The sequence below is a fragment of the Mesorhizobium sp. genome, from assembly GCF_005063415.1.
Taxonomy (GTDB): domain Bacteria; phylum Pseudomonadota; class Alphaproteobacteria; order Rhizobiales; family Rhizobiaceae; genus Mesorhizobium.
In genome coordinates, this window is record NZ_SUEG01000033.1 from 31,016 (window position 1) to 45,803 (window position 14,788).

Annotated in this window: 18 protein-coding genes; 10 read left to right on the forward strand and 8 right to left on the reverse strand. The window is 62.8% G+C overall.

Features of this window, described 5'->3' with window-relative positions:
• Positions 1-20: 20 nt before the first annotated feature.
• Positions 21-653: an HD family hydrolase gene (locus E5W70_RS11775; RefSeq protein WP_292657969.1), complete on the reverse strand. Its 633-nt coding sequence runs from the start codon at positions 651-653 to the stop codon at positions 21-23.
• Positions 653-1,513 carry a folate-binding protein YgfZ gene (locus E5W70_RS11780; protein ID WP_292657972.1) on the reverse strand — a complete coding sequence of 287 codons (861 nt, stop codon included), beginning with the start codon at positions 1,511-1,513 and terminating at the stop codon, positions 653-655. The genes E5W70_RS11775 and E5W70_RS11780 overlap by 1 nt, the downstream gene beginning before the upstream one ends.
• 83 nt (positions 1,514-1,596) lie before the next feature.
• On the opposite strand from E5W70_RS11780, the gene E5W70_RS11785 reads away from it, so the two are divergent.
• Entirely contained in the window at positions 1,597-2,928 is a 1,332-nt protein-coding gene (locus E5W70_RS11785; protein ID WP_292657975.1) for a dihydroorotase, read from the forward strand.
• 34 nt (positions 2,929-2,962) lie between these two features.
• Here E5W70_RS11785 and E5W70_RS11790 read toward each other — a convergent pair whose 3' ends face one another.
• The 4 genes from E5W70_RS11790 to E5W70_RS11805 all read right to left on the reverse strand — a co-directional run bounded on the left by E5W70_RS11790 (position 2,963) and on the right by E5W70_RS11805 (position 5,330).
• Entirely contained in the window at positions 2,963-3,766 is an 804-nt protein-coding gene (locus E5W70_RS11790) for a hypothetical protein (RefSeq protein ID WP_292657978.1), read from the reverse strand.
• 80 nt (positions 3,767-3,846) lie between these two features.
• On the reverse strand, positions 3,847-4,104 hold the full coding sequence (locus E5W70_RS11795) for a hypothetical protein (protein WP_023677749.1): 258 nt from the start codon (positions 4,102-4,104) through the stop codon (positions 3,847-3,849).
• Between the two features lie 374 nt (positions 4,105-4,478).
• On the reverse strand, positions 4,479-4,856 hold the full coding sequence (locus tag E5W70_RS11800) for a TIGR02301 family protein (RefSeq protein WP_292657983.1): 378 nt from the start codon (positions 4,854-4,856) through the stop codon (positions 4,479-4,481).
• Between the two features lie 48 nt (positions 4,857-4,904).
• On the reverse strand, positions 4,905-5,330 hold the full coding sequence (locus E5W70_RS11805; RefSeq protein WP_292657986.1) for an NUDIX hydrolase: 426 nt from the start codon (positions 5,328-5,330) through the stop codon (positions 4,905-4,907).
• A gap of 123 nt (positions 5,331-5,453) precedes the next feature.
• On the opposite strand from E5W70_RS11805, the gene E5W70_RS11810 reads away from it, so the two are divergent.
• The gene (locus E5W70_RS11810) at positions 5,454-6,215 is read left to right on the forward strand and encodes an SOS response-associated peptidase (protein WP_292657988.1); all 762 of its coding nucleotides are present in this window, start codon (positions 5,454-5,456) and stop codon (positions 6,213-6,215) included.
• 51 nt (positions 6,216-6,266) lie between these two features.
• On the opposite strand, the gene E5W70_RS11815 is transcribed toward E5W70_RS11810, so the two are convergent.
• Complete coding sequence (locus E5W70_RS11815; RefSeq protein WP_023677745.1) at positions 6,267-6,416, reverse strand: hypothetical protein; 150 nt, start codon at positions 6,414-6,416, stop codon at positions 6,267-6,269.
• Between the two features lie 419 nt (positions 6,417-6,835).
• On the opposite strand from E5W70_RS11815, the gene cysS reads away from it, so the two are divergent.
• The 7 genes from cysS to rarD all read left to right on the forward strand — a co-directional run bounded on the left by cysS (position 6,836) and on the right by rarD (position 13,247).
• Complete coding sequence (gene cysS, locus E5W70_RS11820; RefSeq protein ID WP_292657992.1) at positions 6,836-8,305, forward strand: cysteine--tRNA ligase; 1,470 nt, start codon at positions 6,836-6,838, stop codon at positions 8,303-8,305.
• Positions 8,302-8,688 carry a VOC family protein gene (locus E5W70_RS11825; protein ID WP_292657995.1) on the forward strand — a complete coding sequence of 129 codons (387 nt, stop codon included), beginning with the start codon at positions 8,302-8,304 and terminating at the stop codon, positions 8,686-8,688. The genes cysS and E5W70_RS11825 overlap by 4 nt, the downstream gene beginning before the upstream one ends.
• 6 nt (positions 8,689-8,694) lie before the next feature.
• Positions 8,695-9,186, forward strand: a complete 492-nt coding sequence (locus E5W70_RS11830) for a GFA family protein (protein WP_292657997.1) — start codon at positions 8,695-8,697, stop codon at positions 9,184-9,186.
• A complete protein-coding gene (locus E5W70_RS11835; RefSeq protein WP_292658000.1) occupies positions 9,183-9,659 on the forward strand; it encodes a GFA family protein in 477 nt (158 codons plus the stop codon). The genes E5W70_RS11830 and E5W70_RS11835 overlap by 4 nt, the downstream gene beginning before the upstream one ends.
• Entirely contained in the window at positions 9,656-10,612 is a 957-nt protein-coding gene (gene pip, locus E5W70_RS11840; protein ID WP_292658003.1) for a prolyl aminopeptidase, read from the forward strand. The genes E5W70_RS11835 and pip overlap by 4 nt, the downstream gene beginning before the upstream one ends.
• Positions 10,609-12,231 (forward strand): citramalate synthase, encoded by a 1,623-nt coding sequence (cimA, locus tag E5W70_RS11845; protein ID WP_292658006.1) that lies wholly within the window; start codon positions 10,609-10,611, stop codon positions 12,229-12,231. The genes pip and cimA overlap by 4 nt, the downstream gene beginning before the upstream one ends.
• A gap of 83 nt (positions 12,232-12,314) precedes the next feature.
• A complete protein-coding gene (rarD, locus tag E5W70_RS11850; protein ID WP_292658009.1) occupies positions 12,315-13,247 on the forward strand; it encodes an EamA family transporter RarD in 933 nt (310 codons plus the stop codon).
• A gap of 150 nt (positions 13,248-13,397) precedes the next feature.
• On the opposite strand, the gene E5W70_RS11855 is transcribed toward rarD, so the two are convergent.
• Positions 13,398-14,009, reverse strand: coding sequence for a TIGR00730 family Rossman fold protein (locus E5W70_RS11855; RefSeq protein WP_254820219.1), 612 nt, complete (start codon positions 14,007-14,009; stop codon positions 13,398-13,400).
• A gap of 114 nt (positions 14,010-14,123) precedes the next feature.
• Between E5W70_RS11855 and E5W70_RS11860 the strand changes: the two genes are divergently transcribed.
• Positions 14,124-14,788 (forward strand): Ig-like domain-containing protein (locus tag E5W70_RS11860; RefSeq protein WP_292658012.1); only part of this gene is annotated, 665 nt, incomplete at its 3' end.

Genomic DNA, 14,788 nt, shown 5'->3' on the forward strand with positions numbered 1-14,788 from the left:
TGCCGGTTAATTTACCGTTTTCAGCCGGCTGGAACGGCAGTCTGGCGTCGCGACTTTTCGATCGTCGCAAAGCGTTTGAGAAAGGCATTCTGCGCCCAAGTCACCGAGCGCGGCGTGACGTCGAAGCGCTCGGCGTTGAAGCCGCGCGGCCTGCCGAAGAACTCCGTCGCCTCTGCCGTCGAAAAACCCGCAAGCAGCGTTGCTTCGAAATAGGCGGCGATCTGATCCGCTCGCTTGATCTCCTTGCGCAGTCCCGCGTCGAGTTCGGCCGGCAGTGAAAAGCGCAGATGGATGGCGCGCTGCAGCCTGATCTCGCAATCCCTGTAGCTGCCGCCCATCACGGACTTGAACGGCGAGATCATGTCGCCGATGACATATTCCGGCGCGTCGTGCAGCAGCGCCGCCAACCGCATATCGGCGTCGGCATCCGGCATCAGCTCACCGACAAGCGTTTCGACCAGCAGTGAATGTTGGGCGACCGAAAAGGCGTGGTCGCCTCTGGTCTGGCCGTTCCAGCGTGCGACGCGGGCAAGGCCATGGGCAATATCGGAGATCTCGATGTCGAGCGGCGAGGGGTCGAGCAGATCGAGCCGTCGCCCGGACAGCATACGTTGCCAGGCGCGCGGCGGCGCCCCGGCGCGATCGGCCGCCATCAGGCGTCCTCCGCGCCGACGGCTTCCTGCGGAAAGCTGAATTTCGCCCAGGACGGGATGGCGAGCGACACGGCGACATCGTCAGCCAGGATCGGCAGGCCGGCGTCGAGCGCTGCCTTGACCCGGTCGATGCGGGCAATGGCAAGGCCTGTCCTGCCGGCGGTCGAGCCAAGCGTGCCGACTGGTCGCCCCTCCACCGTCAACTCTGCGCCCGAAGTGGGCAGGGGGCGTTCGGCCGAGACAATCAACACTCGGCGCCTGGCAGTGCCGCGATGCTGCATGCGCGAGACGACCTCCTGGCCGACGTAGCAGCCTTTCTTGAAGCCGACACCGCCGATCTCGTCGAGCAGTACATCATGCGGAAACGCGTCGCCGAGCTGGTAGTCCGCGCCGCTTTCGGCAATGCCATGGGCGATGCGAAAGGCTTGCCATGCGGCAAGGTCCCCTCCTTCTGCGGTGCCATCATAGAAGCGCTTGACGATAGCATCGACAAACCGCGCATCGGCAAACGGTGCTGATTCAAATTGCGAGGCAGTTGAATCGCTTTCCCATAGGACGGTCACAACCGGCTGATCCAGCTTGCCAATTTGGACTTTGGCGCGCAACTTGTAGAGCGTCAGCCGGCGCATGAAGTCATCGGCGGTCTCAGCACGGCATTCGAGCCGGAAAGCATTTTCGCCGGCGCGCGAGATCAGGAAGTCGAAAAGGATCTTGCCTTGCGGCGTCAGCAGCGCGCCGGGCTTTGCTTCGCTGCTGCCGAGCGCGTCGAGGTCGGTGGTCAGGATGTTCTGCAAAAAGTGCTCGGCATCCGGCCCAGACACGGAAACGAGTGCGCGATCTCTAAGCGAGGCAAAGGGCATGGTGGGAAAACGAGCCTGATCTTGCAAAACTATCGGCCATTACGTAAGCCGCTGGCACTTCCCCCGCAAGAGACCGGATCCGCATGGCCCCCATCTACGATCTCATCCTGACAGGCGGCATCGTGGTCAACCATGACGGCGAGGGTTTTCGCGACGTTGGCATCAATGGTGGGCGCATCGCTGCCATCGGCGACCTCCGCCAGGCGTCGGCGGGCGAGACGATCGACTGCCGCGGGCTGCACATCCTGCCGGGCGTCGTCGACAGTCAGGTGCATTTCCGCGAGCCGGGACTGGAGCACAAGGAAGATTTGGAGACGGGCTCGCGGGCAGCGGTGCTTGGCGGCGTCACCGCCGTCTTCGAGATGCCGAACACCAATCCGCTGACCACCAGTGAGGCAACCCTTGCCGACAAGGTGCGGCGTGCCACCGGCCGCATGCATTGCGACTTTGCCTTCTGGGTCGGCGGGACCCGCGACAATGCAAAAGACGCTGGCGATCTCGAGCGGCTGCCGGGTGCGGCCGGCATAAAAGTGTTCATGGGCTCGTCCACCGGCGACCTGCTGGTCGAGGACGACGAAGGCGTTGCCTCGATCCTGAGGAACACACGCCGCCGCGCCGCCTTTCACTCCGAAGACGAGTTCCGGCTGCGCGAGCGGCTTGGCGAGCGCATCGCGGGCGATCCGTCCTCACATCCGGTGTGGCGCGACGAGATCGCAGCATTGCGCTGCACGGAGCGCCTGGTGCGCATCGCGCGCCAGGTCCGCGCCCGGATCCATGTGCTGCACATCTCGACCGCCGAGGAGATAGGCTTCCTCGAACAGCACAAGGATGTCGCGACCTGCGAGGCGACGCCGCATCATTTGACGCTGAGCGCCGATGATTATGCGCAGCTCGGTACGTTGATCCAGATGAACCCGCCGGTGCGCGCCACGCGCCATCGCGACGGGGTTTGGCAGGGCATTGCGCAGGGCGTTGTCGACGTGCTCGGCTCCGACCATGCGCCGCACACGCTGGCCGAGAAGGCAAAACCTTATCCGGCGTCGCCGTCCGGCATGACCGGCGTGCAGACCCTGGTGCCGATCATGCTGGACCATGTCAACGCCGGCCGACTCACCTTGCAGCGCTTTGTCGACCTGACCAGCCATGGCCCGCAACGCATCTTCGGCATCGCCAGGAAAGGCCGAATTGCCGCCGGCTACGACGCCGATCTGACCATCGTCGATCTGAAGCGCCGCGAGACCATCGCCAACGCCCAGCAAGGCTCCAAGGCCGGCTGGACCCCTTATGACGGCAGGCAGGTGACCGGCTGGCCGGTCGGCACCATCGTTCGTGGCCGACGCGTGATGTGGGAAGGCGAGATTGCCACGCCAGGCCAAGGCAGGGCGGTGGAGTTTTCCGAGGCGTTGGCGCGCTAGGCTCCCTGCGTCGATAAGGGCCAGGCTAGACCACTCAGTCCCCAGCGACGAAGAACGTCCATTGCCCGGTCGGCGTGATGCCGACTCGGTAGAAGATGTAGGCACCGAACTGCTTCATGTTGTCATAGTCGCTTGCGGTGACGATCTTGAACAACTCGACCCGCTGCCTGGCATCGAGCTTGTCCAGCGGCAGGGCGAAAAAATACGGCCAGACGTAGAGATCCTGCGGAGTGCCTGCATCGACGTGGACATAGCCGGCATTGAGCACCTCTTCCAGGATGGCGAGGATTTCCTGGCCTTCCGTGTCGCCCGAAAGGCCTTTCAGGAAGGCGATCGGGTCGCCCTCCATGTCGCCCAGCGACAATTGGGTCATGATGTCGCCCGTGCCGATCAGCGGCCGCAGTCTTTCGATGTCGCCGCTCTTGCAGGCCTCGACGATCAGATCGTGCATGCGCCTGACCGGTTCCGGCAACTTGGCAAGGTCGTAGACGACTTCGGGCACAGGCGCGTCCGGATCGACATGCGGATTGGCCATCCCACCATCGTCCGCTGGCCCTTTCGGTTCGGTTTGCTCTGGCTCGTCGGACGGAGTCGGCTGGCTGGCTGCAGGTGGTGTCGTGCCGAGCGGGCCGGGCATCGGCACGGTACTTCCAGGCGGCGACATGTCGCCGTCCGGCGGCGGCGTGACCGGCGAAGGCAGGTCTTCGCGCTTGATCTCGCTGAGGGCGTGAGCGGGACTGCTCGCAAGAAACAGTGCAAGGGGAATCGTGGCGCAGGAAGCAGTAAGCCAAATGCTGAGGACCAGGCCGCGCGGCTTGCCTGATATCGAAAAATTCACCGCCTGCTACTCCCTGGTTCCAGCCCATCCATGTGCCCGGACATGATGTCCGGCGGCGCGCCGTCGTCAAAGAACCGGGGTCAGTGCCGCAGCCTTTCGGGCTCGAAGGCCCCGGCAATCACCTTTTCACGCATGCGATCGAGCAGGGCAAGCGCCGAGGTCTCGCCATTGGTGCGCAGCATTTCGCCGAATGCCGTTTCGAGGGCTGCCTCGGCGATGATTTCCGGCTCGATCCCGGCCGACAATCCTTCTGCCCAGGCTTCGCTGTGGCTTTCCACGGCGGTCAGGCGCTTTTCTTCCCTGACCAGCGCGTCGATGTCGTTGACGCCATGTTCCATTGCGATGTCCACCCTTTCAAGCGGTGATCCGTTGGATAGGGATCAAGCTTGAGTTGTCCCTTTTACACGCAGGCGCAGTAAGTATTTGTAAATGCGACATTTTTTTGGTCGTTTTCTACAAATTCCGTCGCGTCCAGCAAACCTGCGTCCGATCCGTTTCAAACTTAGCCGATTAGGCCGGCCAAGGGGACGGAAACCTTCAGTTTGAGTTAATTTCACATTCGCGCGCTAACGTTTCGTTAACATAGTTGCAAAAGTGCAACATCAGGTTTGCACCAAGGCCTCACTCGAGGCAAGCGGAGAAGTGTCGAACGCGTCCGCCACCCACAGCGCCGGCGCTTGATGCCGGTTTGCCGGAACGGCAGCTGCCGCCGTCAGTTTCCGTAGCGAGAGGCTATGTCGCGAGACAGTGTCTCGCCTTCCTTCATGTAGCGGCTGATGGCTTCCGTCGCCGAGGCGGTGCATTGGGTATAAGTGCCGCCGAAAGACCGGTAGCCGCGGTTGAAGCTGGCGATGAAGCGGGCGCGCCGCTCCGGGTTCGGATTTTCCGATGCGATCAGTTTTTCCATCTCGGCTCGCCACCGGTCGCCTTTCTCGCCACACAGATTACGCAGGAAATGCAGAGAACCGAGCACTTCCGCCAGCCGCATCAGCCCAGGCTCGAATGGCGCTTCGGCGGCGATTGCCGGACGCACGCCGAAACTCACACTGATGGCGAGGCAGGCGGCGAGAAACGAGGACGTGCGGCTCATGAGGCTTTGTGCTGAAACAATTTGTCGCCTGCAAGGCGATTCTCTGGCTCAGGTCTCGCCATCCTTGTTGGGGCCGAGTAGATCGTCGGCAATTTCAAACACTGCATCGGCGAGCGGCATCGCTGTCATTTCGGCCAGCGTATAGAAAGCCGCGGTTTCGGCGTCGTCGCTGGCCACCGCCTCGCCGCCGGCATAATCGGCGCCAAACACCGTCAGCCAGTAGTCGACCGGATGCCCGTCGCCGCTGCCGTCGATGCGGATTTCCCGCAGCGGCCGGTAGCTGCGCGCCTGCAATCCGGTCTCTTCCAGCAATTCGCGCCGTGCTGCCTGTTCCAGCGTCTCGCCGGCTTCGACCTTGCCGCCGGGAAAGGCATGGAGGCCTTGCGAGGGCGGCCTGGCCCGCTTGACCAGCAGCACCGTGTTCTCGCGCACGACGCAGACCGAGACTGCCGGAATGATCTTGCGTGCTTCCATGGGCTCCGGATCGCTCGATTGGCATAGCCCGTTGTGGACCGGCCGTCGGCGAACAGCTTTAGCGGTTGCGAAAGGCGGGTTCCATGGCCACTTTCACATGCCACCAATTCGAGAGCTGAATTCATGTGCGGACGCTTTGCCTTGACAGCCACTCCGGACCAGACCGCCGCCTTTCTCGGCCTGGCGGAACTTGAGGAGTTTCCGGCCCGCTACAACATCGCGCCGACGCAGCCGGTGCTGATGGCGCTCGCCGGATTCCCACAGGCGCCGGGCTCGAACCTGCCCGACCGCCGCCCGATGCTGGTGCGCTGGGGCCTGATCCCGGCCTGGGTCAAGGATACGCGTAACTTCCCGCTGCTGTTCAACGCGCGTTCTGAGGGGGCTTCGGAAAAGGCGTCGTTTCGCGCTGCCATGCGCCATCGCCGCGCCCTGGTACCGGCTTCGGGATTCTACGAATGGCACCAAACCGGTGGCAGAAGAGGGCAGCCCTATTGGGTGCGGCCAAGGCATGGCCGGCTTGTCGCCTTCGCCGGGCTGATTGAGACCTATGCCGAGCCGGGCGGCTCGGAAATGGACACCGGCGCCATTCTGACCGCCCATGCCAATGCCGATACTGCCCATATCCACGACCGCATGCCGGTGGTGATCCATCCCGAGGATTTCGCGCGCTGGCTGGATTGCCGCACGCTCGAGCCGCGCGATGTGGCCGACCTGCTGAGACCCGCCCAGCCCGATTTCTTCGAAGCGATCCCGGTTTCCGACCTCGTCAACAACGTCGCCAATACCGGGCCGGAGATTCAGGAGAAGGGCGTCGTCAAGCCTGAGCCCGAGAAGGTCAAGCGCCAGAAGTCCGGCGCGAACGACAGTCAGATGAATTTATTTTAGCAAAAGCTACTATTACTGCCGTGAGCGCCTCAATCTTTCCCGACGACATTCTCAGGCAGCGCGCGGCGAAACGATCTTCTGCGCCGGCTTCTTCTTCTTCGCGGTGTGCAGAAGAGCTGCGACGATTGCTGCCGGGCCGATCGCCCGGTAGTGGCTGGCGAGCGCCGGTTGCTTGGCGCGATTGGATTCTTGCTTAGGCATTGTTCTCTTCCCTGGTAACGTCTTCGTGTCTGCGTTTGCTGGCCGAATCTGACCAAATCGTGACGCTTGCTGATCTAGCCGGCGAATGTTTCATGACAGTGCCGACCTGTTTAATAAAATGTTTCAATGGCTCAATTCCTGTGAGCCAACGATATTTTTGGCGAAGGTAGCGACTTGACGGCAACACTGGGCAAGGCGATAAAGCCGGCCATGAGAACGTCTTTCGCCATTTGTGGCATTTGCATTATCGGCTAGCCTCGCGCTGGTCCTGGACGTTTTCGCCTCATCTCCTCCCAGATTGGACAAACGCCCCGGCCAGCAGGCTGGAGCCCGATTTGCGCCTCGGCGTAACCGACTCCATCCAGAGCAGGATCCCAAAAGATCATGCTCAAACAAAGTAACGCACCGGAAACGCACGTATGTCTGACTCATCGAAGAGCCTGCGCCTCTACAACACGCTAACGCGGAGCAAGGAGGATTTCTTCCCGATCGATCCGCGCAACGTGCGCATGTATGTCTGCGGCCCGACGGTCTATGACTTCGCCCATATCGGCAATGCGCGGCCGGTGATCGTCTTCGACGTGCTGTTCCGTTTGCTGCGCCATCTCTACGGGCAAGCGCACGTCACTTACGTCCGCAACATTACGGACGTCGACGACAAGATCAACGCCCGCGCCCTGCGCGATTTCGGCGGCGAGATTGCCTCTGGCAAGCTGTCGCTGAACGAAGCGATCAGGCGGGTCACCGAAAAGACCGCCGACCAGTTCCACAAGGACGTGGCGGCGCTCGGTTGCCTGGAACCGACGGTCGAGCCGCGCGCCACCGAGTTCGTCGAGCCCAGGCCCGACGGCAAGATCGACATGATCTTCTTGATTCAGCGCTTGATCGAACGCGGCCATGCCTATGTCGCGGCTGGAGAAGTCCTGTTCGACACCGCTTCCATGCCGGATTATGGGCAGTTGTCGAAGCGCAATCTCGATGAGCAGCAGGCCGGCGCCCGCGTCGCCGTCGATGCGCACAAGAAGAACCCGCAGGATTTCGTGCTGTGGAAATTGTCTTCGCCCGAGGAACCGGGCTGGGACAGCCCGTGGGGCAGGGGTCGGCCCGGCTGGCACATCGAGTGCTCGGCGATGTCGGCCGCCTATCTCGGCGAGGTGTTCGACATCCATGGCGGTGGTCTCGACCTGATCTTTCCGCACCACGAGAACGAGATCGCGCAGTCGCGTTGCGCCCACGGCACCGAAACGATGGCCAAGGTGTGGATGCACAATGGGTTCCTGCAGGTCGAAGGGCAGAAGATGTCCAAGAGCCTGGGCAATTTCTATTCGATCACCGAATTGCTGGAGACGGAGACCTTTGGCGGCCGCAAATGGCCGGGCGAGGTGCTCAGGCTGGCGATGCTGATGACGCACTATCGCGAGCCGATCGACTTTTCTGTGCGCAAGCTGGAAGAGGCGGAGAATACGCTGCGCAAATGGAAGCGGGCGGCCGATCTCGCGCCGCCGACGGCAAAGCCGGTGCCGGCGGATGTGATCGAAGCGCTGTCGGATGACCTGGCCACCTATGCCGCATTCCAGTTGCTGACGCAGTTGGCTGGCGATGCTGTTGATTTCAACGCTGGTAGCGGCAACGCAGCCGCTGAAGACAACGATGCTGCCGCTTCACTGAAGGCATCGCTGTTGTTCCTCGGCTTCGACGTCGCAACGGCCAAGGTAGATGAAGACGCCATTGCCAAGGCGATCGCCAAACGCCTCGCGTTGATCGCCGCCAAGAACTGGGCCGAGGCCGACCGCATCCGCGACGAGTTGCTGGCGCAAGGCATCCAGTTGAAGGACGGCAAGGACCCTGTCACCGGCGAACGCATCACCACCTGGGAGGTAAAAAGATGATCGATCATCTCGGCATCACCGTTTCGGATTTCGATGCGTCGAAGGCTTTTTACGACAGGGCGATGGCGCCGCTCGGCGCCTCGCTGCTTTACATGGTGCCGCAGGAATATACCGGCGGCGCCAAGGTCGGCGGCTACGGCCGCGACCGGCCGGTGTTTTGGCTGCACGCCGGCAGGGACAAGCCGAAGGATGATCAGCATGTCGCTTTCACCGCGCGCAGCCGCGCCGAGGTCGATGCCTTTCACGCCGCGGCGATCGCCGCCGGCGGCACGGACAATGGTGGGCCGGGCCTGCGCCCGCACTACCATCCGAACTATTACGCTGCCTTCGTCTTCGATCCCGACGGCAACAATGTCGAGGCGGTCTGCCATGCTCCGGAGTAGTGCGCGATGAGCCTCGACAACAGACCGGTGTATACAGGCGGCTGCCAGTGCGGCGCGGTGCGCTTCCGCGTCGAAGGCACGCTCGGCGATGCTTCCGTCTGCCATTGCCGCATGTGCCAGAAGGCGAGCGGCAATTTCTACCTGCCGCTGGTCTCGGTGCGCGGCGCAAGGCTTGACTGGACGCGCGGTGAGCCCAAACGCTTCCGCTCGTCCAACGCGGCTTTGCGCGGTTTCTGCGCCGAATGCGGCACGCCGCTGACCTTCGAAGCGCCCGACGGCGTGGCGCTCGCCATCGCCGCATTCGACCACCCCGAGGAGATCGCGCCGACGATCCAATGGGGTGTCGAAGCCAAGCTCCCCTATGTGGATCAAGTTCACGAATTGCCCGGTGAGGAAACGATGGCCGACGTCTCGTCTGCCTCCTATCTCGCCGACCTCGTCTCTTACCAGCATCCCGACCACGACACCGAACAATGGCCGAGGGAGGAAAGATCATGACCGAAACCGTTCGTACCGGCGGCTGCCAGTGCGGCGCCGTGCGCTTCCGCATCCACGGCGCGCTCGGCCGCCCCTCGATTTGCCATTGCCGCATGTGCCAGAAACAGTTCGGCTCGTTTTTCGGCGCGCTGGTGACAGTGCCGAGCGACGGTGTCGAATGGCTGCGCGAGGAGCCGAGTTACTTTCAGTCGTCGGTCAACATCGATCGCGGCTTCTGCGCCCGCTGCGGCACACCGCTGACCTACCGCCAGCCCGGCGCGCTGGAGATCGCCATCGGCGCCTTCGACGACCGTTCCGATCTGGCGCCGCAGATCCAGGTCAACTACGCCGCCAGGCTGCCCTGGGTCGAGACGATCTTCGACGCGCCGATCCATGACGACCCGGATTTCTACGCGCGACAGGAATCCATCATATCCTTCCAGCATCCCGATCACGAGACGGCCAACTGGCCGCAGCAGGGCTTGAAATTATGAGCAGCGAATTCCGTACCCTCTATCCCGAGATCGAGGCTTTCGAGTCCGGCATGCTCGACGTTGGCGATGGCCATCAGGTTTATTGGGAGCGCTCCGGCACCCGCGGTGCCAAGCCGGCTGTGTTCCTGCATGGCGGGCCGGGCGGCACCATCTCGCCAAAGCACCGGCGGCTGTTCGATCCGAAGCTGTACGATGTCGTCCTGTTCGACCAGCGTGGCTGCGGAAAATCGACGCCCAATGCCTCGCTTGAAGCCAATACCACCTGGCACCTTGTCGCCGACATCGAGCGCCTGCGAAGAATGTGCGGCTTCGACAAATGGCTGGTGTTCGGCGGCTCGTGGGGTTCGACGTTGGCGCTGGCCTATGCCGAGACCCACCCCGAGCGGGTCAGCGAACTGGTCGTGCGCGGCATCTACACGCTGACCCGCGCCGAACTCGAATGGTATTACCAGTTCGGCGTCTCGGAGATGTTCCCCGACAAGTGGGAGCGGTTTCTGGCGCCGATCCCGGAGGCTGAGCGTGGCGACATGATGGCCGCCTATCGCAAACGGCTGGTCGGCAGCGATCCTGTGGCGCGGGTCGAGGCCGCTCGCGCCTGGAGCCTGTGGGAGGGCGAGACGATCACGCTGCTGCCGGAACCGGAAACCAGTGGTCCCTTCGGCCAGGATGATTATGCCCTAGCTTTCGCCCGCATCGAGAACCACTATTTCGTCCATGCCGGCTGGCTTGAAGAGGGACAGCTGCTGCGCGATGCATGGAAGCTTAAGGATATCCCGGGTACCATCGTTCACGGCCGCTACGACATGCCTTGCTCGGCGCGCTATGCCTGGGCGCTGCACAAGGCGTGGCCGAAAGCGGATTTCCATCTGATCGAAGGCGCCGGCCACGCCTATTCGGAGCCGGGCATCCTCGACAGGCTGATCCGCGCAACGGACATGTTTGCCGGGAAATGACCATGGCTCGCGAGCGCCTATATCTGTTCGACACCACGCTGCGCGATGGTCAGCAGACGCCGGGTATCGACTTTTCCGTCGAGGACAAGATCGCCATCGCCAAGCTGCTCGACGAGTTCGGCGTCGACTACGTCGAGGGCGGCTACCCCGGCGCTAATCCAACCGACACCGCCTTCTTTGCCGAGCGTCGCACGGCCGATGCCAAGTTCGTTGCCTTTGGCATGACCAAACGGGCAGGAGTGTCGATCTCGAACGATCCCGGCCTTGCCGCGCTGGTCCAGTCGAAGTCGGACGCCATCTGCTTCGTCGCCAAGAGTTGGGACTACCATGTCCGCGTCGCGCTCGGCTGCACCAATGAGGAGAACCTCGAGGCGATCAAGGCCTCGGTCGAGGCGGCGCTCACTGCCGGCAAGGAGGCGATGGTCGACTGCGAGCATTTCTTCGACGGCTTCAAGGCCAACCCCGATTATGCGCTGGCCTGCGCCAGGACGGCTTATAAAGCCGGCGCGCGCTGGGTGGTGCTGTGCGACACCAATGGCGGCACGCAGCCCTCCGAGGTGCGCGCCATCGTCGAAAAGGTGATCGCCGCTGGCATACCGGGCGACCATCTCGGCATCCACGCCCATGACGACACAGGCCAGGCGGTGGCAAATTCGCTTGCTGCCGTGGAGGCCGGCGTGCGCCAGATCCAGGGCACGCTGAACGGTATCGGCGAGCGCTGCGGCAACGCCAACCTGATCTCGATCGTGCCGACACTGGCGTTGAAGCCAGCCTTTTCCCGCCGCTTTGCCACAGGGATTTCGGCAGAGGCGTTGACCGGTGTATCGCGCCTGTCCCGCGCCTTCGACGAGTTGCTGAACCGCGCGCCGGATGCGCAGGCGCCCTATGTCGGTGCCTCCGCTTTCGCCACCAAGGCCGGCATCCATGCCTCGGCACTGGCCAAGGAGCCGGCGACCTATGAGCATGTGCCGCCAGAAACGGTCGGCAACCGCCGCCGCGTCATGGTTTCGGACCAGGGTGGCAAGGCCAATTTCCTGGCCGAGCTGAAACGGCGCGGCATCGACATGCCCCGGGATGACCATCGCCTCGACGCGCTGATCGCCGTGGTCAAGGAGCGCGAGGCCGAGGGCTACGCCTACGAGGGAGCCGACGCCAGCTTCGAGCTTCTGGCGCGCAAGATGCTGCACGGCCTGCCGGAATTCTTCCGCGTCACCTCGTTCCGCTGCATGGTCGAGCGCCGCTTCGACGCCAACGGCCAGCTGAAGACGGTCTCGGAGGCGATCGTGAAAGTGCTGGTCGAGGGCGAGGAGAAGATGTCGGTCGCCGAAGGCCATGGCCCGGTCAACGCGCTCGACATTGCGCTGCGCAAGGATCTCGGCAAATTCCAGAGCGAGATCGCCGATCTCGAACTGGCCGACTTCAAGGTGCGTATCCTCAATGGCGGCACCGAGGCGATCACCCGCGTGCTGATCGAATCGCATGATGGCACCGGCGCGCGCTGGTGGACGGTCGGCGTCTCCGAAAACATCATCGATGCTTCGTTCCAGGCGCTGATGGATTCGATCGTCTACAAGCTGATGAAGAACCGCGACATGGCGGGATTGGCGGCGGCGGAGTAGCGTTGAACCATCAGCGAGACTCCATTGATCCATCAGCAATTTGCGATGGTTTTGGGCAAGCTGCTGGCGCATAGCCTTGGGCCATGACTACCCAAGCACTTCAAATCGAGACCGACACCAAAGCTCGTCGCGGCTTCCTGCTGGCCCTCGGCGCCTACCTGCTTTGGGGGCTGCTGCCCTTCTACATGAAGGCTGTCGCACATCTGCCGCTGGCCGAAGTCATCGCCCACCGCATCGTCTGGTCGGTGCCAATCGCGGCCGCTGTCCTGGTCTGGGCCGGTCGCACCGCCGATTTCAAAGCGGCAGTTCGTTCGCCGCGCATCATTTCGATGGCGGTGCTGACGGCGGCGCTGATCTCGGTCAACTGGGGCATCTATGTCTGGGCGATCGCGGTCGACCGCACCATCGAGACGGCGCTCGGCTATTACATCAACCCGCTGGTCAGCGTCGTTGTCGGCGCGCTGCTGCTCGGCGAGCGGCTCGACCGCCTGCAGATCGCGGCGGTGGTGCTGGCAGCAATCGCGGTCGCGGTGCTGACCATCGACGCGGGCAAGCTGCCTTGGGTGTCGCTGGTGCTGGCCTTTTCCTTTGCCGCCTATGGCTTCTTCCGCAAGACGCTGCCAATCGGCCCGAGCCAGGGCTTCCTGCTTGAAGTGCTGCTGCTGTCGGTGCCGGCGTTCGGCTACATCGTCTTCCTGATCGCCACAGGACAGGATCATTTCGTCTCCAGCTCGCTGAACGACACCGCCTTGCTGATTGGCTGCGGTCCGGTCACCGCCGTGCCGCTGCTGTTGTTTGCGTTCGGCGCCCGGCTGCTGCGCCTCTCCACCATCGGCATCATGCAATATATCGCGCCGACGATCGTCTTTTTGATCGCGGTTCTGATTTTCGGCGAACCTTTCGGCACCGTTCAGGCCATAGCCTTCGGGCTGATCTGGGCGGCGCTGGCGATGTACTCCTGGTCGATGTTTTCTTCGGCGCGCAAGACCGTTGCCGCATCCGCTCGAGCCGCCTAACGAAGAAGTCAGGACAAGCGTGCGGTCATTGCGGACTTAAGGAGGGCGGTAGGGCAGGGGTGAATAGTGAATAGTGAATGGTGAATAGTCAGTAGAGGATAGACAGGCGCCGGTTCGGAAAGTCTTGTACTTCACCATTCACCATTCACTCTACATCTTATCAATCACCGACTGCACGCCCTCCGTCGGTGCATCTACGGAGGAGCCCGCCACCATGATAGCGGCGACGATTGCTTCCGGATCCTCGACCACCAGCGGCTTGACCCGTTGCGCCGTGTGGATGAAGCCCTCCGTCGCCATGTGGTCGAGCAACGCCAGCATCGGATCCCAGAACCCTCCGACGTTGCCGAAAACGATCGGCTTGCGATGATGGCCGAGCTGCGCCCAAGTCATGATCTCGACGATCTCCTCGACCGTGCCGATGCCGCCGGGCAACGCCACAAAGGCGTCGGATTTCTCGAACATCCTGTGTTTGCGCTCGTGCATGTTGTCGGTGATGACGAGCTCGTCAAGCCGGTTAAGCGCGGTTTCGGTCGCCTCCCGGTTGATCAGAAAACGTGGAATGATGCCCGTTACCTTGCCGCCAGCCTTTAATGCCCCTTCAGCGACGGCACCCATGATACCTTTAGTGCCGCCGCCATAAATCAGACGCAGGCCGGACTTGGCGATCGAGCGGCCAAGCAGGTGTCCGGCCTTGATATAGGTTTCATCTCGGCCCGGGGACGAGCCGCAATAGACGCAGACAGATCGAATCGTGTTCATGTTATGATTGGTGATAGGGACTATTGGCATGGTCAAGCCCCGGGGCGGGCTTTTTCTTGTCGGCTTTGGCAAAACAGGCTAGACCGAAATTAGGTGGCTAAGGGGCAGGGAAACATGGCTATTAATCCATTGAAGGCGTTTTTGTTCGCGGCTGGCGGCTCTGTCGCCGCGGCCGGAACCGCCTATGTATCGGGCGCACTCGACCCGTATCTCAATTCCACACCGCCTGCGGAGGTTGCTGCGCTGACGCCGCCGGCTTCGAAACCGGCCGCTCCGGCGACCGAGGGCCGGCTGCCGCCTGCGCCCGCCGCGTCCACCGATGCGGCAGCGCCCGCCGCGCCGGCCGCAGCAGGTGCAATCGTGCCGACCTTCGACATCGTGCGCATCGAAAGTAACGGCTCGATCGTCGTCGCTGGCTATGCGCCGCCCAACGCCAAGGTCGAGATTCTCAACGGTTCGACTGTGCTCGGCTCGACGGTCGCCGGTCCCGACGGCGCCTTTGCTATTATTCTCGACGATCCGCTGAAGCCCGGCGACTACACGATCACACTGCGCTCGACGGCTGGCAATGTCGTGACCGCCTCGGCGCAGACCGCCGTCGTTTCGATCCCCCAGAATTCTACCGGCCAGGTTCTGGCAATGGTCGAGGAACCGGGCAAGCCGTCCGAACTGCTCACTGTTCCAGCTCCTGAGGCAAAATCTGATGCCTCGCCGCCTGCCACCGGCACCGAACTGCCGGCCGTCGCCGCGCCGGCGCCAGCCGCCCCGGCCGCCATTGC